Source organism: Cyclobacterium xiamenense (assembly GCF_900109255.1).
Lineage (GTDB): Bacteria > Bacteroidota > Bacteroidia > Cytophagales > Cyclobacteriaceae > Cyclobacterium > Cyclobacterium xiamenense.
Genome location: NZ_FNZH01000006.1, coordinates 107,561 through 130,036 on the forward strand (window position 1 = coordinate 107,561; position 22,476 = coordinate 130,036).

Annotated in this window: 21 protein-coding genes; all 21 read right to left on the reverse strand. The window is 45.0% G+C overall.

The genetic code is table 11. The features are described from left to right. Positions 1-49 precede the first annotated feature (49 nt). A complete protein-coding gene (locus tag BMW71_RS17735; RefSeq protein ID WP_092177116.1) occupies positions 50-1,516 on the reverse strand; it encodes a mandelate racemase/muconate lactonizing enzyme family protein in 1,467 nt (488 codons plus the stop codon). A 527-nt stretch (positions 1,517-2,043) separates the two neighbouring features. Then, positions 2,044-3,036, reverse strand: coding sequence for a 6-phosphofructokinase (pfkA, locus tag BMW71_RS17745; protein ID WP_092177121.1), 993 nt, complete (start codon positions 3,034-3,036; stop codon positions 2,044-2,046). 23 nt (positions 3,037-3,059) lie between these two features. Then, a complete protein-coding gene (locus tag BMW71_RS17750; protein ID WP_092177340.1) occupies positions 3,060-3,419 on the reverse strand; it encodes a methylglyoxal synthase in 360 nt (119 codons plus the stop codon). A 100-nt stretch (positions 3,420-3,519) separates the two neighbouring features. Beyond that, the gene (locus BMW71_RS17755) at positions 3,520-3,810 is read right to left on the reverse strand and encodes a hypothetical protein (RefSeq protein ID WP_092177123.1); all 291 of its coding nucleotides are present in this window, start codon (positions 3,808-3,810) and stop codon (positions 3,520-3,522) included. Positions 3,811-4,181: 371 nt separating this feature from the next. Beyond that, positions 4,182-5,150 (reverse strand): polysaccharide deacetylase family protein, encoded by a 969-nt coding sequence (locus BMW71_RS17760; protein WP_092177126.1) that lies wholly within the window; start codon positions 5,148-5,150, stop codon positions 4,182-4,184. Next, positions 5,147-6,322 (reverse strand): hypothetical protein, encoded by a 1,176-nt coding sequence (locus tag BMW71_RS17765; RefSeq protein WP_092177129.1) that lies wholly within the window; start codon positions 6,320-6,322, stop codon positions 5,147-5,149. The genes BMW71_RS17760 and BMW71_RS17765 overlap by 4 nt, the downstream gene beginning before the upstream one ends. A 5-nt stretch (positions 6,323-6,327) precedes the next feature. After that, positions 6,328-7,512, reverse strand: a complete 1,185-nt coding sequence (locus BMW71_RS17770) for a glycosyltransferase family protein (RefSeq protein WP_092177132.1) — start codon at positions 7,510-7,512, stop codon at positions 6,328-6,330. Between the two features lie 54 nt (positions 7,513-7,566). After that, entirely contained in the window at positions 7,567-8,661 is a 1,095-nt protein-coding gene (locus BMW71_RS17775) for a glycosyltransferase family 4 protein (RefSeq protein ID WP_092177134.1), read from the reverse strand. Further along, entirely contained in the window at positions 8,654-9,439 is a 786-nt protein-coding gene (locus BMW71_RS17780; protein WP_244891212.1) for a hypothetical protein, read from the reverse strand. Before BMW71_RS17780 ends, BMW71_RS17775 begins: the two co-directional genes overlap by 8 nt. Before the next feature lie 464 nt (positions 9,440-9,903). Beyond that, complete coding sequence (locus BMW71_RS17785) at positions 9,904-11,028, reverse strand: glycosyltransferase family 4 protein (protein WP_092177137.1); 1,125 nt, start codon at positions 11,026-11,028, stop codon at positions 9,904-9,906. A gap of 138 nt (positions 11,029-11,166) precedes the next feature. Then, positions 11,167-12,339, reverse strand: a complete 1,173-nt coding sequence (locus BMW71_RS17790) for a glycosyltransferase (RefSeq protein ID WP_092177140.1) — start codon at positions 12,337-12,339, stop codon at positions 11,167-11,169. Then, a complete protein-coding gene (locus BMW71_RS17795; protein ID WP_092177143.1) occupies positions 12,336-13,445 on the reverse strand; it encodes a TDP-N-acetylfucosamine:lipid II N-acetylfucosaminyltransferase family protein in 1,110 nt (369 codons plus the stop codon). The genes BMW71_RS17790 and BMW71_RS17795 overlap by 4 nt, the downstream gene beginning before the upstream one ends. Beyond that, complete coding sequence (locus BMW71_RS24150; protein WP_092177146.1) at positions 13,442-14,269, reverse strand: glycosyltransferase family 2 protein; 828 nt, start codon at positions 14,267-14,269, stop codon at positions 13,442-13,444. Before BMW71_RS24150 ends, BMW71_RS17795 begins: the two co-directional genes overlap by 4 nt. After that, entirely contained in the window at positions 14,266-15,156 is an 891-nt protein-coding gene (locus tag BMW71_RS17805) for a glycosyltransferase family 2 protein (protein ID WP_092177149.1), read from the reverse strand. Before BMW71_RS17805 ends, BMW71_RS24150 begins: the two co-directional genes overlap by 4 nt. Then, complete coding sequence (locus tag BMW71_RS17810) at positions 15,153-16,058, reverse strand: glycosyltransferase (protein WP_092177152.1); 906 nt, start codon at positions 16,056-16,058, stop codon at positions 15,153-15,155. The genes BMW71_RS17805 and BMW71_RS17810 overlap by 4 nt, the downstream gene beginning before the upstream one ends. Then, positions 16,045-16,686 (reverse strand): acetyltransferase, encoded by a 642-nt coding sequence (locus tag BMW71_RS17815; protein ID WP_177179699.1) that lies wholly within the window; start codon positions 16,684-16,686, stop codon positions 16,045-16,047. Before BMW71_RS17815 ends, BMW71_RS17810 begins: the two co-directional genes overlap by 14 nt. A 12-nt stretch (positions 16,687-16,698) precedes the next feature. Continuing rightward, the gene (locus tag BMW71_RS17820; RefSeq protein ID WP_244891215.1) at positions 16,699-17,511 is read right to left on the reverse strand and encodes an alpha-1,2-fucosyltransferase; all 813 of its coding nucleotides are present in this window, start codon (positions 17,509-17,511) and stop codon (positions 16,699-16,701) included. A 50-nt stretch (positions 17,512-17,561) separates the two neighbouring features. Further along, positions 17,562-18,245 (reverse strand): FkbM family methyltransferase, encoded by a 684-nt coding sequence (locus BMW71_RS17825; protein ID WP_092177161.1) that lies wholly within the window; start codon positions 18,243-18,245, stop codon positions 17,562-17,564. Then, entirely contained in the window at positions 18,245-19,162 is a 918-nt protein-coding gene (locus tag BMW71_RS17830) for a glycosyltransferase family protein (protein ID WP_143057674.1), read from the reverse strand. Before BMW71_RS17830 ends, BMW71_RS17825 begins: the two co-directional genes overlap by 1 nt. Before the next feature lie 404 nt (positions 19,163-19,566). Next, positions 19,567-20,373 carry an FkbM family methyltransferase gene (locus BMW71_RS17835; protein ID WP_092177167.1) on the reverse strand — a complete coding sequence of 269 codons (807 nt, stop codon included), beginning with the start codon at positions 20,371-20,373 and terminating at the stop codon, positions 19,567-19,569. Positions 20,374-20,651: 278 nt separating this feature from the next. After that, positions 20,652-22,391, reverse strand: coding sequence for an ABC transporter ATP-binding protein (locus BMW71_RS17840; protein ID WP_092177170.1), 1,740 nt, complete (start codon positions 22,389-22,391; stop codon positions 20,652-20,654). Between the last annotated feature and the right edge of the window lie 85 nt (positions 22,392-22,476).

Consider the following 22,476-nt stretch of genomic DNA (forward strand, 5'->3'; position numbering starts at 1 on the left):
CTAAAGTAAAAAAGAACCCCGAACAATTTTTCCGGGGTTCTTGTCCAACTCAACTCCAGGTCCGATCCCAGGAGCGAATCTCGTTCCAATCATCGGTGGGTGCAAAAAACTGCTCCCCTTCGCGAAGGCGCTTTTTGACCTCGTCTTCGTTTAGTTCCAGTCCGATTCCGGGAGATTCCGGCACCTGCACGTAGCCATCCTTTACAAAAGGTTTGTCGATACCGGTCACCAAATCTTCCCACCAGGGGTTATCCACCGAGTGATGCTCCAGCCCGATAAAGTTATAGGTGGCCGCAGCTGCATGAACCGTCCCCATGAAGGTAATCGGAGAGGCTGCATGATGCAGGGCCATTCCGATTCCGTACTCTTCTGCGTAGTCCCCAATTTTCTTGGTTTGGAGGTACCCTCCGGCACTCCCCGGATCCGGGTGCACCAGGTCCACGGCTCTGGTTTCAATCAGGTCCTTGAAATTCTTTTTGTGATAGGTGTCCTCTCCTGTGAGCGTCGGAGTGGTGATGGACTCGGTAATCCGTTTCCATTGCTCCGTGTTTTGCCAGGGGATCAGATCTTCCAACCAGGCGATGTTATAGGGTTCAAACGCTTCGGCAAGTTTGATCATTTCGTTGTAGCCCATGTGTCCAAAATGGTCGATTGCCAAGGGGATTTCGTAACCCACTTTCTCCCGTGCCTTTGCGGCGTAAGCCACCATCTTTTCCAGCCCCTCCGGCGTGATCTGCACATGCGTAAACTGATGCGGCGTTTGGGTATAGCTCATGACATCCTGATCGGACCATCCCCGCAATTGTCCCCAGGGAGATGTGTTGGTCAGCGTGTCTTTTTGATCTTTGATCAGTCCGATACCAATATCCATTTTCAACATGGTGAAACCCATGTCTACGCGCTCTTTCATTTTATTGGCAAACTCATCCGGATCCTGCACGGTAGGCGTGTCCACATAAATGCGGACCTTGTCGCGAAACTTTCCTCCCATCAACTGATACAAGGGAACCCCGTAGGCCTTTCCGGCCAGATCCCAAAGCGCCATTTCCACACCGGAGACGCCCCCACCTTGCCTTCCATGCCAACCAAACTGCTCGATGCGCTTGAAAATCCGCTCAATATTGCAGGGATTTTCGCCCAGAATCCGGCTTTTTAGCATCAACGCGTAGCGCTTATCTGCTCCGTCCCGGACATCTCCCAACCCGTGGATTCCCTGGTTGGTGTAAATTTTCAACAAGGGCACATTCCCGTATTGGGCAATGCGCATGTCGGTAATTTTTAAGTCCGAGGGGTTGGAAAGGCGGTTGACTTTTGACGTGGTGTGGGCCAACGTATCTTCCATGGGAAGCATCATCATGCCACCCAGACTCAAGCCGCCCAGGGCTGCTTTTTTAAAAAAAGAACGCCGGCCATTTTCCGGATCCTGCGCCATTGGAGAGAGAGTGGTGGTTTGCAGTGCCTTTTCCCGCTTTTGGTCCAGGTAGCGTTGCTGCAGGTATTCAATGTTTTTTTTCATGGTACGGAATAGGTTTTTTTTAGGTATTGGAAAAAAGAAAATTGACAAACGAATGACAATATGTCCAAAATTAGTAGCAAAAAGAAATTTTTATTCGCAAAAAATCCATACCCATACTCGAAGCCCGGGGATTGCCGGAGGTGACACATTACCCGATCGGTTAGACTACCTTCAGCAGTATACAGCGGGACCAGAATTCCCTACCGAAGGGTAATTTGACTCCAAAAACAAGTAGTTGGTTTACTAAAAAATCAATAAAAGTAGCTATGCGACGGTTACCGGCCAGGAACCTTTACCCCTCATTTAGCGATAAATTAGACGACCGGATTGTACCAAAATCTCACTTCCTTACAAAAAAGTTCTGCCCGGCTCTAAAAATCCTACCGGTAGGAAAAACCCCCAACCAACGGGCGAAACCTACCTGGGTTGTAGCTGAGATGAGGCAGGCACGAACCCGGAAATAGTGATTCACCGAAAAACAGGCAATTGGTAATCCGGTAGCGTGGAACCCGATGGGCGTTGCTTCATTAGGTGGAAAGAATCCCAGCAATGCGCAATTCCTCCTCGTCCACCTTTTTGTCGTCCACAATGGCTCGTTTTATCGGGGTAAAGACAATTTTGTTATTGATAATGCCGACCATCACATCGTATTTTCCGTGGAGTAGGCCTTCCACGGCCGAAACGCCCAGTTTACTGGCCAGGATTCGGTCAAAGGAAGACGGGGCTCCGCCTCGCTGCAGGTGTCCCAGGATGGTAACCTTGATATCATACCCGGGAAAGATCTTTTTTACTTTGTGGGCAATCTCTTGTGCTCCTCCGCTCTTTCCGCCTTCGGCCACTATGACTACGTTGCTTTCCTTTTTTGCTTTTTCCCTAATTTTCAACCGATCAATCAATTTCTCCACCGGGAATTTTTTCTCGGGAATCAAAATGGCAGCCGCTGCACTGCCGATACCCGCATTGATCGCGATGAAGCCGGCATCCCTACCCATCACTTCCACAAAAAAGAGCCGGTCGTGCGAGGTAGCCGTATCCCGAATCTTGTCAATGGCTTCGATCGCCGTATTGCAGGCGGTATCAAAACCGATGGTCTGGTCGGTCCCAAAAAGATCATTGTCGATGGTCCCCGGCAGGCCGATAGCGGGAATGCCAAATTCCTTGTAAAACAAATGTGCACCGGTCAGAGATCCGTCGCCGCCAATTACCACGAGGGCCTGAATCCCGTGGCTTTTTAGGTTTTCGTAGGCCTTTTTCCTGCCCTCCTCTGTACGGAATTCTTCGCTTCTCGCGGATTTAAGAAATGTCCCCCCACGCTCCAGCACGTGGGCGATCGAATGGCTGTCGAGCTTCCGGATATCGTTGTTGATCATTCCTTCGTATCCTCTGTAAATGCCGAATACGTCGAGTTTGTAGTAAAATCCTGCCCGGACCACGGCCCGGATGGCTGCATTCATTCCGGGCGCGTCGCCTCCGGAAGTAAGTACCCCAATTTTTTTTATCGATAAAGGTTGGTCTAGCATGTGTCGTTTGCTGTGGTCGTTTCTTATTTCAACTGTTTGAACATCAGTTCAGCGGCCGCCAAATTGGTGGCCAGGGGTACGTTGTGCACGTCACAAATCCGCATGAGCATCTGCACATCGGGTTCGTGGGGATGCTTACCCAGGGGGTCTCGGAAGAATATTACCATATCCAGCTCTTTCTGGGCGACCATTGCGCCTATCTGAGCATCCCCGCCCAGGGGACCGGAAAGTAATTTTTGTACGTCAAAACCTGCTTTTTCTATGTGCATACCGGTGGTACCGGTGGCTACAAGGGATACCCCCTCCAGTGCCTCCTTGGATCCACTTAGAAAGTGAACCATGTCTGCCTTTTTCCCATCATGGGCAATCAATGCTACTTTCATGTCAACTGAAATTTGAAATCCTCCATTTCTATTGTTACTGGAACCCCAGCGCCTCACCATTCAACCCCGCTGCATCGCTGGCCAAAAATTCTATCTACTTCTAATCGGCTAAAAAATAAATTACCTGCCTTTCCCATTCTTCCTCCAGGCTTCCGGAGGGCTGGGGTTTGCCAGCCTTTCGGTACCAATAGGCCGCATTAGAAAGATCTCCTTCCCGGCGGTGCAGGTAGGCGTGCAAAAAGGCCGCATCGGTACCCCCCAGCGAATCAATCAGCCCATGAGCCCGGTCCCAATCACCCCGTTTCTCCAACCACAAGGCCTGCAGAAAAACCGATAGGCCCTCAGGCATTGTACCGCGTTGAATGCTTTCTTTAAAATCTGACAGGTTCATAGGTGGCGCTCTTTAAGCGAGTCCAAAATAAATACATAAACCTTAAGCCGACAAATATTCCCGTTATTTTTCAATGGAAAGTTTAGGAGCGGCATTTGTTCCCGGAAACAGCCGCGTTGATGCATGCAGCATCAACCTAAGGCGCGATGGGGAACGGTAAACGAACCAGTACCCCTATTGCTAACGGAAATCGAAAGGCGCCGGCCATGTTCCGGAGAAATATGTTTGGAATTAGCTGAAAATAGCCTGCTCCTGAAAGCGAAACAGGTATACCCAAAAGGTGGTGGAGGGGAGACGCGTTGAAAAAAAGTTAGCGCCAGGGTTAAGCGGGAAATTGGCGGGAAATTATTTTGTATGCAAACGGCATACAATTAAACTTCCGAGCGGTCAATATGGGCCAGGGAGCCCATGGAATGGCTTTCCATGGAATACCGTTCCCGGTAGGTAGAAAAATGTTCCAGGACGATTTTGACTTCTTCCAGGCTTTGATCGGGGTGTTGGGCAAGGTTGTGGGGATGCCACCACAGATGATACATTTCACCCTTTCTGGCAGCAGAAAGCATTTCCTCGTTTATCCGGCGCAGCTTCATCCGGTTTAGCCAGGAAATCCGATCCTGGTAGGGTCTAAAAAAGCGGGAAGCAGGAAGGAGTGTCGGAAATCCTGCCGCAGGAGCTTCCGGCAAAAACGATGTTTTTTTTCCCAAAGGCAGCAGGGAATCCGATGCCCGAAATCCTTTTTTTACCCATCCATCTACCTCCGGTCGCTCCCAAAACCAATCCTCGGGATTGGTTCGCACCACCCGAAACCCCGTTTCCCGGGCAATTTTCAGTGCATCGGGATGGTATTGGTTGCGAGGAAAGACCAGGGATTGAAGATCCAGGCCAAACTTCTCCGCAGCAATGTGCCTGGCAGCTTGCAAATCCGCGCGGAATTCATCCGTATGCTGACCCGGTACCCGGGTGTAGTAATGCGAAAACGTATGACTCCCTAGTTCCTGCCCCGGGGTTCGGATAATTTCCTGAATTAGATCGGGGGCAAAAAGGCAGTTTGGGTCCAAACGGGACGTCCTAAACCAACGGTAGGCAGAAAAAGCCTCTTGGTAAAATCCGGGAGTAAGCGATGGACTAAACTGCTCCCATTCCTCAACATCCCGGGCCATCAACATGCCTACAGTGGCCCAGGTGGCTTTTATTTGATACTGTTCAAAAAGCGCCAGCAGCCGGGGTATTACTTCCCGAGTTCGGTAATAGTACGCCTCATTTCCTTTCAGCGGAACCTTATCAAAACGGCCCCAGTGGAGTTCAAAATCCAACGAAATGATTAACCCCGCCTGCCTCATGTTGAAAAAGTCCTGTTGGACCAATAGTAAGCGATTCGTTCGTAAAAGAAACACAGCACCAGCAAGCTGTAAATGCTTTTCATGCGCATGAGTATGCCCAGGTTGGTTAAGGTAAAGGCAAATAGAAGGGAAAGCAGCAAGCCATATACCAGCGAAATTCGGTAGAACACCGGCACGGGCAAACGTCCTTTCGTACGGAACCAGGCCCATCCTCCCCCAAGCATTCCCAGTAAAAACACGGTATTTTCTAGCGAAGCAGCAAGGGTCCAAAAACCGGCTGCTTCCCAAATGAATGGTCTGAATAACACCGTTGCCAGTTTCTCAACCAGGGAATAGTCGGACATGGGTACACTACTAGTTCCGCCAAATGACGCCAGGTACTGCTGCTGCCAGTGAAGTAGTTCGCCAATCCAGCGGAAATGAAATCCATACACCAGGGAACCCTGTATCCAGCGGTACACCCCAATCCCTAGAATCAACGCTGCAGCCAAGGGCACCAGGTACCGGCGGTGTTGCCGAAGTGCCGGATGAAAAGGCAGCACTCCGAAAACAGATACACAAAGAACCAATCCCTGAATAGGCCGAACCATCAGGGAAAGCAGCAGTCCCAGCACCAGGTAGCCCCACTTGTGGGAAATCGCATCGGCACCTACCAGCACCAGGATCAACCCCAGCCACAAAAATGCCTCTTTTCCCACCCCTACTGTCCAGAAATGAGCGTTTGGCAAAAACAACAACAGCATGCCGGCAATGCCGATACGAGCCGAGGGCACTGGTAGAAACCGATCGGCCATCCACTCGGCCAGCAGCAGGAACCCAACGAAGGAAAGCATCGCGTAACCCACCGTTCCCGAAAGGAAGCCGAGTGCGAAACCCTGAGAGAAAGGGTAGTTGACCCATTGTACAAAGGCCGTTCCCAGGCCCCAGTGAGCCAACCAGCCCGCTGCCTGTTCTACGGGAAGACTACGCAGTTCCCAGTAACGCAGGCTGTCTCCCCCCTGATGCATTAGGTAGCGATAATATACATACGCGATGACCAGGTGATACCCCCACAAAGCAAACAAGAAAGCCCGGAGTTGCCTGGGATGGTTCTTTTTCGCAGCGCGCCGGTGAATCCAAAGGAAAACCCAGACAAGCACAATCCCAATAAAAAGCACATCAGGTAGGAACATCGAAGTTAGCAATGTTGCAGGGCGTGTATGTAGTCTTCAAGGCTTTGTTGCAGGCCAAAGTACCGTTCTCCCACCGCACGTATATCCTTCGTTGACAGGGTCTTGGTTTGGTCAAGCCAGGTTTGGAACCCGGTCGTGTTATTGCGGTAAATAAAGCAGGCCTTTTCTCTGGCCAGCAAATCCGACAAGTCTCCAATTCCCTCCGAAAGGAGTACCGGAAGGCCCGAAAGTAGGTATTCCCCGATCTTGATCGGAGCCAATCCTGCCAGACTAGGGGCCTGTTTTCTCAGGCTGATGCCCAAGTCTGCCGCGGCATAATAGTCCGGAACCCGGGAAAAGGGCACGGTTTCTATAAGAACCAATTGCTTCAGGTGTTCAGGAATACTTGTGCGAAGGGACTCCCTGTTTCGGACCAGAAACAAAAACCGGTGAAGGGGATTTTCCTGGTAGCAGGACCAAAACAACTGCAGCATTTCCGGTACCAGGTACTGGGGACCGATACTGCCGGAATACAGCCAAAGCCGGGTACTGTCCGAAACGCCCAATTCCTGCCGGATGGCGTTTCGGATGGCAGGATTGGGCCGGAAAACCGCCGGGTTCCGCCCATTACACACCCGGTAAAACTTCCCCCCCTGCCCTTCTCCACTCCGTTTCAGGTGGATGGCGATTGCTTTTTCGGAACGGGTCAACACCCGGTTGGCTTGCTGCACCATGCGGGATTCCACCTGCTTCAGCCAGCGGCAGTGCAAACTTCCGGATTTTAGTCCGGCAAAATCGATTCGCTCCTGTATGGGAAAGCCATCCGCATCGAAAACGACCGGCAAGGCACGGGCTTGCAGCCAGTGAGTAAGGCGCAGCACCATCCAGGCAGGAAGCGTGGACCGGGGCATGAGGCAATCTATGTTGTGGGATAAAAGGTAGTCCTTGATCTTCCGACTACCGGTGCTCAGCGTTCGTAGCGATCCTACTGTTGGCGTTGGCCGGCGGGAAACCGGAACCTGGGTGTACCGAATGCCGGAGGCTTCCGCCAAAAGGCGAATACGGTCCACTTCCGTAGCCTCTGCCCAGGAGAATTGCATGACGTGAAATTGCCAGGTAGTCGTTTGCTGCAGGCCCTGGAATATCGGAAAAAACAGGTTTTCCAGGTAGTTGGTCTGATCGGAATCCCAGGAAATAAACAAGATATTCATGAACCTCGCTGGTTTTGTCGTTGCCTGGCAGGGAAGGTGCTTATAGGAAAGCCGTTAGGCATTTTCAGGCTTTTGATTTTCTGGTGTATGCAGCAAGCGATGCATGACGCTGAAATTGTGTTGCAGGGTATAGCGTTCCCTAACCACCTGGTAGCCCTTCTCACCCATTGCCTTTCGCAGGCCACAATCGTGTATCAGCAGGCTCAATGCATCTACCCATTCGTCTTCAGATTGTGCCAGAAAGCCGTTGACGCCGTGCCTCACTACTTCTGCATTCATACCCACCGGCGAGGCCACCACTGGCAGTCCACAGGCCATGTATTGAATCAGTTTGTAGGCGCATTTGCCCCGTTCCCAGGGATCGTCCGGCAGTGGCATGATGCCTACATCCAGGCGCAAAAGGGCAGCTGCCTCCCCCGCTTCGGTCCAGGGGATCGTTTGGACATTCCCCGGAAAGGGAGGCTTGCTTTTCTCATTGATAAGCAGCAATACCAGGTCAAATTTCCGATGCAAGCGTTCCCATACCGGTACCAGGGCGTTCAGGTACTTTCGGGTGCTGGGCGAGCCAATCCAGCCGATCGTAAGTGTCGCCTTTTGTTCGTGAACTTTTTTTTGGTAGCGTTTCGGATCGATCACGGTGGGCAGTTGTACCACCTGTTTTGCACCGGCCGCCTCCGCCCGCTGCATCAGGTAGGCGCTTCCTGCCGTAACAAGATCTGCCCACTGCATGACCCGATCAATTTTCTTTGGCATTAAACGGGAAACCAGGCTGTATTTTCCCCGATCGTAGTTGTGAAACACGGCATCGTCGTAGTCGACCCAATATCCCTTTAGTCGGGAGAGCATCCACTCCGGAAAGGCCGGCAAATAGGGAAACAGTTCTTTTTCTATACAAATGAGGTCGTACTTTCCTGCCGACAGCAGGATTATCAGCCGGCGCCAGTAGCAGCCAAGCACGTGGAGGTAGCTTGGTTTTTTGTTGGCATAGATGGCATTCAGGTAGGTATCGGTAAAAAAGGGGCAAACGGTATAGCCAACTCCCTGGGCTGACCAAAGGGGTAAAAACTGATAGGTCCGTAAGCGGCTACTCGCTCCTTTTCTGGGGTATTTGGGAAGGAAAAGGATTTTTTTTTTGCCCGGCTCAGTCATGATCGGAAAGCGCCTGTTTTTGTTCAATAATGGCCTGCCTGCGCTGGAAGAACCGCTGCCGATCCACTGCGCGCAGGTAGCGTTGCTTTTTGTTGTGTGCGATCAGAAAGAAGCAAAAAAGCAAAAAGTAAATCATGGTCATGTTTTTCATGCGCATGATTGCTCCCAAATTTCCCAGACTATTGGCGAAAGCCAGGCTCGTTGGAATAAACACGATGATCCCGGTTTTTAAAAAAACCGGCATGTCACGCAACGCTTCGGGACTCCAATTTCGATAAATAAAAAAACTAAGGTATAAATACAGGGCATTTTCAAAGGAACTCAAGATTGCCATGACATTGTGCGCATCAAAAAAGATCGGGCGAAACATAAACGTAAAAATCCGCATCGGTATCGAATACGATGCAACATCTATACCTGAATGACCCGAAGCCAACAATCCCGCCGTCTTCGAGGCGAGTGAACCCAGTTCTTCCAATGAAAATTCCTCCAGCTTTAAAAAACTTAAGGTTGTCGCACTCAAGTAGATGCTCCCAAATAAGGCAAGTATACCCAAGACAATTTTATATTCCTTCCTAATTTCAGACCCGAACAAAATCGAAATCGCTGCACCCGCGATCAATGCCTGACCCATGTGAGGCCTTGCCATGTAAACGAAAAACAAGGCAAGCAACCCCTGCCACCACCTTTTTCTATACGCCTGAACTGCGTAAACAAACCAGGCAATCCCCCAGAAACATATCGAATCCTTGCCCACTCCTGCCGTCCAAAAATGCATGTTTGGAAAGTAAAAAATAATCGGGAACAAGGAAATAGTTAAAACCTTATGGTTGTAGGGAAAATAAACTGCGGTCATTACGAACAAGTACCTGATCCCGATGAACCCTAAAGCGCCAAACAGAATATTCCCAGTCAGGTAGCTCAAACCAAGCACCCTACTCGGTAGGTAGGTCAACCATAAAATAAACGTAGTACTCGTCCCAAAATAACGCCCCCAGTATACATCGCCTCTAATCAATATTTGCTCCATGGTAAAATACCAATATCCCTGAGAGTCTCCACCGAAATTAAGAATATACCAAGTGAAAAATAAGGAAAAGAAAAGATGATACACTAGCAAATAATGCAGGTGTAGCTGGTATTTCCAAGGCAACCTAAACTTCTTGGAGATGCTCTCATTCGACTTGAATAAGGCCAGAAGCAAGATTACGATGACAATGATATCTAACAAATGAATAGCGTTTAAATTATTCCTTTTTCCCGAAGTAACCGTTGATACAGGTTATCCAAATTTTTGGCATACAAGTCACTGCTGTAGTTTTCCATCGCTATCCTGTAGCCATTTTCCCCAAATTCTTTTCTTAATTCGGGGCTTTCAAACAGCACTTTTAGTTTTGACGCCAGTTCCTGGAAACACGCTGGAGGAACTAGAAAACCACTTTTACCATCCGCTACAATGTCTTTCAATCCTCCAACCCTGCTACCGACGACCGGTAGCCTGTGAAGCATGGCCTCTACCGCTACCAATCCAAAGCCCTCCTGAAGGGAAGGAACACAAAAAATATCCATAATCGAATAGAAGCGGTTTGGATCTTCCTGGTACCCGACAAAATGCACCCGCTGCTCCATACCCAGTTTTTGCGTCCTTGCCTTTAATTTCTCTAAATCCGGCCCATTCCCCACCAATACCAATTTGAGCGTTGGGATGTTCAACATATGCAGGGCATCGACGATGTCAGAAAATCGTTTCACGCGATTGTAAACCCTTCCAACCGCGCCCACAACTACCTCCCCTTCTTTGATACCAAGCGTATCTTTGAGTAATTTACGTACCTCCGCCTTTGCCTTACCGGGAATGTCCAATCCATTCGGAATACACGTCAACTTGGATTCCCGTACGTTTACCTGCTTTCTCAAATAATCCATCACCGCGGGTGAAATACCAATGACTCCTTCCGCGAACCGACTGTAAAACGAGAGAAGTCGATTGGCCCGCCTTGAACGTGTGATCGGGTCAGAGGTTTCTTCCAAAATAGCAATGGGCACCCGACCGATTACCTTCCCAACAAATGCCATGGAGTTTCCTTCGAAAACCGCTCCATGAATAATATGCGGCTTAAATTCCCGTATTACCCGTAAAAGCTTTTTGTATTTTCGGATTTCCAGCGGGTGCTTAAAGGTTCCGACCGGGATTATTTCGATACCTAAGCGTGTTAAATCCGAAAGAATTTTACCCTTTGCCTGGGTACAAACAATTTTCAACTCATAGGTTTCCTTATCCATTTTGTTGGCATAGTTGAGCCGGACTCGCTCCACACCTCCAGAGGAAATCGTTTCAATACAGTGCAATAGCCGAATTTTTTCCATTGGTTCTCTCAGAAACAACACCAACCAAACCCTCGAGAAATGAATTTCTGTTTAGCGCATGGACGCAACTTCGAAAAAAAATCTGCATTGGATTGTGTTGGACAAATACCAGAATTACTGGCAAATGCGCCAATATCGCTAACCCCTGCTATATACCTCTTCCAAACGCTTGATGTAATTTTCCACGGAATACTTGCTCCCCGATTGTTTCGCACGCTCCCCCATCATTGCTCGTTCCCGCCCGGATGTCAACAATACCTCAAGCATCTTTTTTTTGATATCCTGCGAGTCCCGAGGATCAATTAAATGACCCGTTACGCCATCTTCAACGATCTCGGCAGGCCCGCCCTGGTTTGTGACGATACAGGGCAAGCTGCTGAGCATCGCTTCCACCAATGAAATGGAAAAACCTTCGGAAAATGAGGGCAAAACAAAGCAATCTGCTTGCTTTAAAAATGAACCCACCCCGGATTGAAATCCCCAGAAAACAACATATTCGTTTATAGACAAATCCTCACAAAGCGATTCCAACCGAGCCCTATCCGCACCGTCCCCAACAATCCAAAGCCTTGGTTCGAATCCCTGATTTTCTCCAAGAAGACTGGAAAAAACCAGGATCAATGTATCTAAATTCTTAATCGGAACAAGCCGACAAACGGTAATAAAGACGAATTCATTGGAGAGATTTCGATCAGATTTCCTCACATTTTGGGAAATACCGTCTCTGGGAAACCCCTCGTTACCGATTTTGGAGCGGAAGTTCGGGCCTACGTCGGTACGTGCATCTTTGCCCAAACTTGTTGCTTGCAACTCAACCGGATTATTTACCACCACCACCTTAGCTTCTTCGACTTCTCCCAAAGCGACGATCCTGGATTTAACCGAATAGGAAATGGCAATCACCCGATCTGCCAAACCGTATACCAGCTTAAACAATCTTCGCCACTTCCAATCGTGATTTGGAAAGCCAATCTCCTCACCAATACATACCGATACACCCGCTAATTTTGCGGCAATCAAGCCATGAAAATTAGCTTCCGCTGCAGACGTATGTACCACATCCGGACGAATCTCCCGAATCAGACGATACAACCTAAGAATTAGCCTAAAATTGGGAATCCTTATTTGCTCATGAAAATGATACACCTCCACTCCGGATTGCAAGAGATCCTTTGAAACGATTCCTTCGTTTCCAAGAACCAATACCCGTAGGGAGTGCGAAGTGAAGTCACGAAAACCAGACGCGGTGTGTACGATCCGCTGTTCAACGCCTCCAAAATCCAGATTTGGTACGATTCTAACGATGTTCAAAGGCTACAAATCGCTTTAATCCGATCCTTGGATGCTTGCCAGGAGTAATACGAAGAAATGATTTGCCGGTTCCTTTCCTTTTGATCATGTTCTAAAGGAATTTCTATCAGGCTTGGGTTGTCTTCTAAATCCTCAATGGTATACACCGACATATTTAGCTCCCGCAGAAAGGCGTAAACCGGGTTATCTTTGTATAAAAAAAGCTTGGAGCCAGCGTAAAGAAGTGCATAGATATTACCCATGGCCTGTTGTCTCAAGTGGCCCATGATGGTGAATTCACATTGCGTGACCTTGGTAAAATAAGCTCTCCGCGGCAAAAACTCGGTTATACACTCAGCTTGATTCGAAAAATGCTGCTCACAATACCTCACGATATGATTTCGGTAATTTTGATCCCCGTAGTTTAGCGGGAGAATGATTTTTTGAGCAACTCGCAGCTTTTTTAATAGCTTTAAAATATCAAGATGGTTGCCAGCATAGGTTGCACTGTTGTTCACCAGTATGTGGCTTTTTTGTTTGGTCGGAGCATAATCGGCAAACAAATAATCCAAATCACCAAAGGTGAAGCCGACGTTTGTCAAGTTGGAAAACGAATGGGTTTCTGCGACCATATCAAATTCATTGGGAATAATCGGGCTAAAATAGTCCAATGTTAGAATGGCTCGCCGAACCCAAAGGTTGAAATAGATAAACTGGTAGACTTTCAATCCCAAATTTTTCACCAAATTTCGCCGGTAATGCTGGTTAAAAATTTTCTCCGTCTCCTCCCGATACAATGATCGGTAGTAGGGAGGCCGAAGCAGGTAATAATAATAGTCTGATCCATAGCCAATCCAAAGCTTCTTAAACCTACGCTTCCGGTGCTTTATTAAAAAATCAATGGAATGCCGATGTAGGTAATAAAAAATAAACAAGTCGCTTTCCCTGGGAATAACCTCATCCAAAAACCGCTTTTTGGGAATAAATTCAATCCTCGGATCATCCAGGTAACCGGAGGTATTCGAATCACTCACCATTAGAAAAATATTTTTGGAAGGATTAACTTTTTCAAAAGCATCGATGACCCAATCCGAAAATTTTTCATCATTTAGAATGTGTATGATCACGAATAGAAAAATTTATACTCCCGAAACATAGCGTTCACGCCATAAAAAGAATGTATACCAATTTGCTTGACCACTTCAGAATAATTCGAAAAATGAGGATGTCTCTTCCGAAACATCTCCACGAGCAAGATCAACCGCGCCTTAGCTTGGTGAAAACTGTAACCAGCCGTATTCGACGAACTCAACCGCAAATGACCCTTTCTAACGAAATAGACGACTTCGGTAAGATTGAAAATTTCGTGGGGCCCAACAGTTAACAAGTACCTACCGTGCAGCAGCCATTCCTGTGAATTGTTCAAATTCGCGCGAAACGGATCACCGTCGAAAACAGCTCTATTCCACAAGATCCCCCCGATAGGCCACCGAATCTTACTTCTAATATGGTCAGAAAAATAATCGTCAGAAGTAGTACTTCTGGACCACAATCCCTGCATAGAAGAGCGGGTATTAAAAAAAATGGATCCATAACCCAAACACAACTTAGTTCCAGGGTTCGTTTTAAAAACTTCTACTTGACTACGTAGCGCATCCTCCGCTAATAAATCATCAGAATCGACCCATTTTACAAGTTCGCCTGAGGAAACCCTGAATCCGAGATTTCTGCAGGAATTTGGCCCTTTGGGTACGCGCGATGGTCTTTGAAAAAAGCGTATTCGGTCGTCCCGATCGCAATAAACGCCGACGACAGAATCCGTTCCATCGGAAGACCCATCGTCAACAACAATCAATTCCCAATCGGTATACGTCTGATGAATAATACTCTCGATCGTTTCACGGATGAGCGCGCTACGATTATAGGTTGGGACGATGATGGACACTTTCATACCCGCTGCAACCAATAGGTAACGCGTTTAAATAAAAGTCCTATTTTCAACCGCCTGCGAATGCTTTTAACAACACCAGGTTTTCGTTCTTTCTTTGCCTGTAGCTCCTGAATAACGGATTCAAATTCACTCGAATACCTAAACCCGTGAAATTCATTCAGATGTATTAAAATCCGAATCTTTAAGGATACATTGTTCCGATTGTAAGCGTCCGAATTGGTAATGCCGGTATCATGAACCCGGTAGGTGCTCATGCATCGATCAATCCTTTTAAATGGACCATATGCGGACAAAATTGAAGCCAGGGCAAAATCTCCGCTGAGCATGGTTCCGTACCAGTTCGGGAAAACCAACGCTTCCCTTCGAAAGAAAAGTGATGAGGTATGCATCAATGACTTCTCAGAAATTAAATCTTTCGTAGCTAAAATGGGCGCAACCGCACTGCCGTACTCACCGGTTAAATAGGGCTTACCCTCGTAATGAACGGCTACTCGATGAAAAGATCCAGCTAGTTCCGGATTTTCCTCCAACAAAACTGCCTGCCTGGCTAATTTTTCAGCATCCGTCCAAAAATCGTCCCCCTCGCAGATGGCAATGTATTTTCCGGTGCACTTTTTTAGCGCAAATATAAAGTTAGCGATAACTCCGAGATTCTGCGATTGGTAGTAAACCTCAACGTCCATTTTTGAACCGAGACTCTCAGACATTTTTTGGATGATTTGAGCTGTACGATCCGATGAACAGTCGTCGGAAATAACCAGCTGCACGTTGAACGCTACCTGCTGCCTTAAAATACCGTCCAGGGCAGCTTCAATAAACTTTTCGTGATTGTAGGAAATCACACAGACACTTACCAATGGCACATCTTCTGACCGATTTGCCATCATTTTAAGTAGTTTACGTGTTTCATGAAAAAGATTCTCAGCGCATGCCTATTGATAAGCGAGAGGTACATGTTTTTTAAATAAAACCTAAGCGCAACGGAATAGTCACCCTGTTTTAACGCGAAAATAATGATGGAATTAACAAACACTGCCATGGTTGCGATCCCACGTCGATCCTTAAAGTAGGCATATATTTTGGAGTAGGTGGTGTAACTCATTTTTGATCGCGCGTATGCATCCTTCATGCTCCATATCCCTCCTTGATGAATCGAATGAACGGCTCCGGAAATATCGGCGTGAAAATACACATCGCCGCCTTGGGCGACGAATAAAAACAAAAACGTATCACAATTCGTGATTTCAAAAAATTCCTTCGGCAGCTTATTACCAATGGTATTTCTAAAAAAAGTAGTAAGCGTAGGAATGGTATACTGCCCGGTTAGTAACGCACCAAAATCCAAATTCCGCCTGGTAGGCGGGGAAGGTATCACGCGTTCGTCACGTCCGTCTGCAGACACCGCACGTGCACAGTGAAAACTCATGACAAACCGGGGGTTATTTTCCAAAAAATCGAATTGCCTTTGAATCTTTGAAGTATCTGTCCACCAGTCATCTCCCTCGCAAATCGCAATATACTCGCCATTGCACGCATACAATGCATTCACAAAATTTCGATTGACGCCGACATTTCGCTGGTTTCGAATAAAACGGATTTGAATCGTACCCGTATATTTTAAGATTTCCTCCTGAATTAGTTCCGCTGTACCGTCCGTGGAACAATCATCCGCAACCACCAGCTCCAGGGGGAAGTTAACCCTTTGACTGAAAACCCCCTGCAAGGCTTTTTTAATATATCTCGCATGATTGTACGTAATCATGCAAACACTTACCCTACTGGTCGCCATTTTTGATGGGATCGATTTTACCCACAACCCTGCCCGGAACACCAACTACTTTACAAAAATCCGGGATATCACGGGTTACAACCGAACCCGCGCCAACTACCACATGATCGCCAATGGTAACATTTGGCAGTACGACCGCCCCACTTCCTACAAATGAGAAGTTACCAATGGTTGCCCTCCCCAGGATAATTGCGCCAGGGCTTATTTCGGAAAATTTCCCAATAATTGCCTCATGGTGCACCTGTGCACCTACATTTACAAGCGTTGCTGTACCAATAGCCACCGAGGACCCGATATAGGCAAAATGCATGATATCACAGTTTTGGCATTGGCTACGGTCACTGAGAACAGTATGCTGACCAAGGATACCTCGGTACCGCCCACCGAGACCGGATAAAAACCCATGCAATGCATACCTTATTTTGGGCGTTCCAACACCCAAAACAAAAGCAAATTCCGACCTAAAATTGGCCTGAATTTCGGCCGCTGATTTCAATACCGGACGGTTACGAAGCGAAAGCAGGTTCTCTCGTACGTCATCAAAGAAAAAAAGTGACGAGTCCGGGTGCGTAACAAGCAACGCATCGTAGACTTCCAGGGCGTGCCCCCCAGCACCAGCGATAATCATCCTAGGTACCATTTAGATGCGAATGGCGCCTTTAATAAATAAGAACTCATTTGATTCGTACACGCTTTGTGCAGTTTCCGATTGATACCATCTCTGCGGCTGAATAATCACGCGGTGCTCATAGTCGTTTAAATACGCTGCCCACCAGCTGAATGTGCTATTGGAAATAATTTGGTGTTTGCAACATCTCATCAAATCAAATTCATGGTAGTCTTCCAAAGATTCTACATCACTAACCAGGGTGTATGCTTGATCAATAGAGAAATATCCATTTACCCAATCCGGATCGTCAGAAAAAACGAAGAAGTAAGGGTTGCCTACTTTTCGTCTAATTTCCTCGATTGCGTCTATATAATATTGGATTGGCAAAACACCGAATATACTATTATATTCCCTATCCGATACATAATCCCCTCTCCGAATGTGAATAGCTACCGCTTCGGTACCCAGAATTCGCTCCTTAAAGGTCACATAAGAAATGTTAAAAAAAATCTCCTTAACAGTACACTTCGCAACAAGTTCACCACGGATTTCTTCGAAGTACCTATTAAACGACCAGTACCCTATCAAAATTAAGTTACCGCTCCCGCTTAACTCCAGCGGCCGCCATATCGGATCCCTGATTACTTTGTGGTAAAAATTAGATTGAAATAATCTTGAAATGGAATAAACGAAATTGGAGGAAAGAAACCACAATGTAAATTTCGATATAGAATTATAGTTAAGATTAAAGTAATTTAGTCTTAATATTCTATTGCCCTGTTTGAAGAGACTACTATCGAAAAGGAGCGGAGTATTCTTTTTCCTGGATAGGCTCAACCCCATCGCATATTGGAATAGTTGATTTCCTAAACCACTCTTCAGCCTGACGATGATCAACGAATTTTCACCTTTAAATAGTGGGGATGAAAAAAGATTGAGTTTATAAAGGTATCGGAATGGTGTGTATAACCATTATCCTTTAAATATTCGATTAATTCCAGATTCTTCTGCCATTCGCTGTCGTCAAGTTTCCTAATAGTCTCCACACAAATGACCTTCGGCAAACCAAATTGACTACTTACTGAAAAAATAGACTTCAAAATCTCCTCGTCCATCCCTTCCGTATCCAAACTTAAAAAATCTGGTATTGCTGAATATTGATGACGGAAAAGGACGTTTGCAATGGTTTCCACCTTTACCCTTTCCGTAGCTACCACACCACCTTGAATATTCGCTACTTTGCTATCAAACGTATTCAACATGGAATTGCCGAAAATATAAAAATCTTTTATTCCTTTTTCACTTCCGATACCGCAATGTACATTGATATCCTTTCTCCGCTTTTTATTGAACAATTTAATGGACTCCCTATTGGGATCGATATTTATACCGCTACACCCATTCCGATAAAGCTTGAAGGTATTGTTAAATAAAATCGGGTCATTTGCACCAATATCTAAAAAGCTAGGTTTCTCAATTTTTAGTAAATTTTTAAATACAAAGTCAACAATCAGATCTTCACCGCATTGAGAATAACTTGACTTTCCCCTTACAAGTATGTTATTAAAAACGAACATTAGCTTAAAAGTATGGTTTTAAACAATTCTATTCTTGGAATTATTTGATTTCGAAACGAATAATCATTTTTTACTTTTTCTCTAGCATTTAGAGCAATCTTCTTTAGTTTCTCCCTATTGTTTATGTATAAAATAATCTTATTACAACTATTGTCTAAATCCCCATCTAATTTACAAAAGTTGTACCCATCTATCCATCCAGTCGAATGCGATTCTTCTAAAAAATCCGTTAAAAAAAGACCATTTATAAAATATCCTGCTATCACACATGTACCCAAAGGAAAACCATCGAAACTTCCCGGTTTTAAAACAAAAGGTTTATTTGGTGAAATTATCATATGGGTCTCATTTAGAACAGCCGGGAATTGATCCTCATTTAACCTACCATGAAAGAAATAGTATGATTGGTCTGTTTGACTATCCAAATCTGATTCGTCAAAATTTCCAATTATTTCGAAACAGACATCGTATCCTTTTCTGATTAAAATTTTAGAAATACTAATAAAAAAATCAAATCCTTTGTCCTTTCCTCCTGCCATATTCTTTTGTGCCATGAATAGAATTTTCAGCTTGCCCGAAAACTCTTTGAGAAAATTCACTTTATCCAAATAAACAGTATCATTGAAAGGAACCCCCGGTATCAAAAATATACTCTCTTTCTTAATAGTAAAATTCGATTCAATATAATTTCTTGTTGCGTATTGATTTACAATCACTCCTTTAAAATTAGAAAGTGAAAAAATCTCATGTAAATTTTTATCTACAATTGGATTATTGAATAAAAAGCCACCACCCGGATAAAGAGTAAAAATAAAAGGTGTCTTGCTTTTTCTTAGAAAAGAAAGGTTTGCTAATAGATTATCATAGAATAAACAATAAAATAATTTCGTATTATATCCATTGAATAGTCTTTTCATATGTAATTTCCTATGCAAATTGGGGTAACCTTCAACTAATTCATTTCTTGAATGTGAAATAGTGGCTTCGTTAGAAAACTTTTTAAATCCAGTTAGACTGCATACAATTTTCGAGTTATCAATCAATTTTACTAACCATTCAAACTCGAAATTTCTCCAGGGAGAAAACGATAAAGGTAGAATGTTATCAAAAATAATTAAATCATACTTTCTGTTTAATAGGTGATAAAAAAAATAATTTAATATTTTCTTTTTTATAATTGAATAAAAATAAAACAAAGACATAGACTCAAAAATTGATTTCAATTAAGCTACTGGCTACAACTAACCGATTACTTGGGGACAGTTTTAAAGTTTATTTTTCTAATTTAGCACATAGATTGTCGATCCTCAGACGGTACCCGCTACGCTAACACCGCGTTTTCTAAAAATCTACGCGCAACGAAAATCACGTCAATCTGGCGTAAACTACCATCTCCCGCATAGGATGGATTGTAAACATCATAGAGGGAATAGTCCAAATCTGCCAAATAGCCAAGTATATCCTGAAATTTCGCTTGCTGTTTATACGTAGGTTTTAACAGTACTTCTAAGTAAATAATTTTAACTTTTCGGTGTTTCAGCGCATCAAAAGCTCCTTTCAAAATCAGAAATTCAGCACCTTGCGCATCAATTTTTAGTAGGTGAACCCGATCAATATTTTCGGCACGAGAAAAATCATCAAATGAGTAGCAATGCACCAACGCGTCTTTACGGTGCTCCAGGTTCGATGTAGGCCAATTTATCTCTGTTTCCGCGTCCAATGCCAATAGTGAGTTTGTTCGCAAATTTTTATTTACATAAAAATTTGCTGTCTCACTTTTCTCGGCCAATGCCGCGTTGTAGGTCCTTATTTTTGTATCCGTTCGAAATCTATCTTTTAAAATTGAATACGTTTCTTCGAAGGGTTCAAGGGAATAAATGGTAGAATTCGGAAATAGCTCCCGGTACAGTTCAGTAATATCCCCAATAAATGCACCAACGTCGATGATTACCGGGCATTCTATACCACGCAACAACCTTCGTTTGACCTCAAATGGATTCTTTCGTAAAAACTGCTCGTTTTTGTTGGAAAGAATTTCAAATCCGAACGTCGAAAATATTCTTTTTATTTTTCTCCTAAAATTCACTGACCTAATTCGCTTTTTTGTGCTGCGTTTGATAACAATCACTTTAGCGGGCGTATCAACCCGCTACATTACGCCTATCGGGTGTGCACTCGAAGATTTCAAATCACCTCTCTCAATTATTGCTAATGAAGCCGCAGCATTTATACTTTTTACGTAAACATCAAGAGAACAAACCTACTTTCCAATACCCTTAACGAGGCTTTTGCAGACAAGGTCCTTCTAAGCCATTTCAGCATAGCATTTCCCTGATGAATAGCGATGGCTCAGCGGCGCAAAATGGTCATTTCTGAAGCGTATCCGTCAGGATGGGTCCAAACCCATTAAACCAGTGCGTGTTCCTGAACGGTCACACTACCATTTTTTACCGAAATCACCTTATTGCAATTTTCAATCGTCTTGACCCGGTGTGTGGCAATAACCATCGTTAACGTCCCTTTTAGGAACTCGATGTTTTTTTGAATCAACGACTCCGCTTCAAAATCCAACGAAGAAGTCGCCTCATCCATTAAAAGGATGGCAATATCCTTGTACAGTTCTCGTGCGATTGCAATCCGCTGCCTTTGACCGCCGCTTACCATGATTCCATTGTTCCCCATTCTCGTGTCTTCCTGAAGTTCCAGACCGCTGACAAACTCATCAATTAACGCCTTTCGGCATGCCTGATTGAATTTACGTAAATTTTCTTCTGTTTTCTCGGCCCAAAAGGTCACGTTATTAAATATCGTATCATCGAAAATAACCGGCTCCTGTGTGATGTAGCCAATATGGGAATTGAAGGTAGAAATATCAAAATCGCTTAACCTTTGGCCATCCAGCAGGATCTCACCTTCATCCGGTCGAATCAACCCGGAAATCATATTCATCAAGGTAGACTTTCCACTTCCACTCGGACCAAGTATCGCAACGTTATCAAATTTTTTGATGGAAAAACTGAGATCTCTTAAGATCGTTCTTCCGTTAAATTGAATGGTGACATTTTTGAAATCGATACTTTTCTCAAATTTTTCAAAAACCAACGCTCCTCTTCGCTCCGCACCCTCCAATAGCTCCTGATTAAATGCCTTCATATTTTTCAGGGAACCGTAGGTGGCCATATAAGTATTCCAATAATTCTGAAGATTCATCAAGTGGGTCAAGGCCCGGTAAAAAAACAGCAGACTTAGCACAATCAAACTTAATTGACCGCCAAAAATTTCGACTTCGATGACAATCACAATAAATATCACCGTAACTACCAAGGGCTCCCTTAATGCATTGATTATGGCATTTAATTCACCAATCTTTTTCTGATAAACCTCGATGTCGGTAATTTTCCTAATTAATCTTCTTTTATACCGATTAATCAAACCAGAAGCTTTGAGGTATTTAAAGGAGGCAACATGCTGAATCAGTAAGCCTTGAAACTCACTGTTTGACTCGGTAAATGCCACTGAATACTTCTTCGTTTTGCTATAAATCACTTTGTAAATAAAGTTGGTACACAATCCACCCACTACCACCAATAGCGTAAACTGAAAATCTACCGTAAACGCTAAAACGATGTACACCATTACCACTAAAACACCATGAATCGTCTGAAAATAAGCTGTATAGGCCGTGAGGACCCTGTGAACTTCCCCGGTCACCGTGTTTTGTATTTTGCCGCTATCCGCTTCTACGAACGACCGATAACTTAATTGACTCAAGAGTTCAACATGAGACAGCCTCAGACTCGTAATGAACTGTCGTTGAAGAATGGTTTTATAAATGCCTTCTACATATTTTACCAAACCCTTGACAACAAAAAAGAATAGCATGATAGACAATACGCCCAGAAGGGTCATGGGGATGCGAAGCGTTTCCATCCAGGTTAGAATAAAACTTAAATTGCCTAAACCTGCTATTTCCTCATTGCTGCCAAGGCTTTTCATTAGCGGTAGGAACATCGCTATGCCAAAACCATCCAGGATAGCCACTAAAATATTCAACACAAAAGAAATAATCAGCTTATTTCCTAAATAGCCGTAGAAATAGCTAAAATCTGATAAATTTTTATTTAGTATTCTCTTTAAACTGCTCATTCCCCGGTAGATTTTTCTATTTTACCCAACTAACCCATGCGGAAACTAAGATCGACCGAATGCTGAACCAATGCTCGCATGTCAT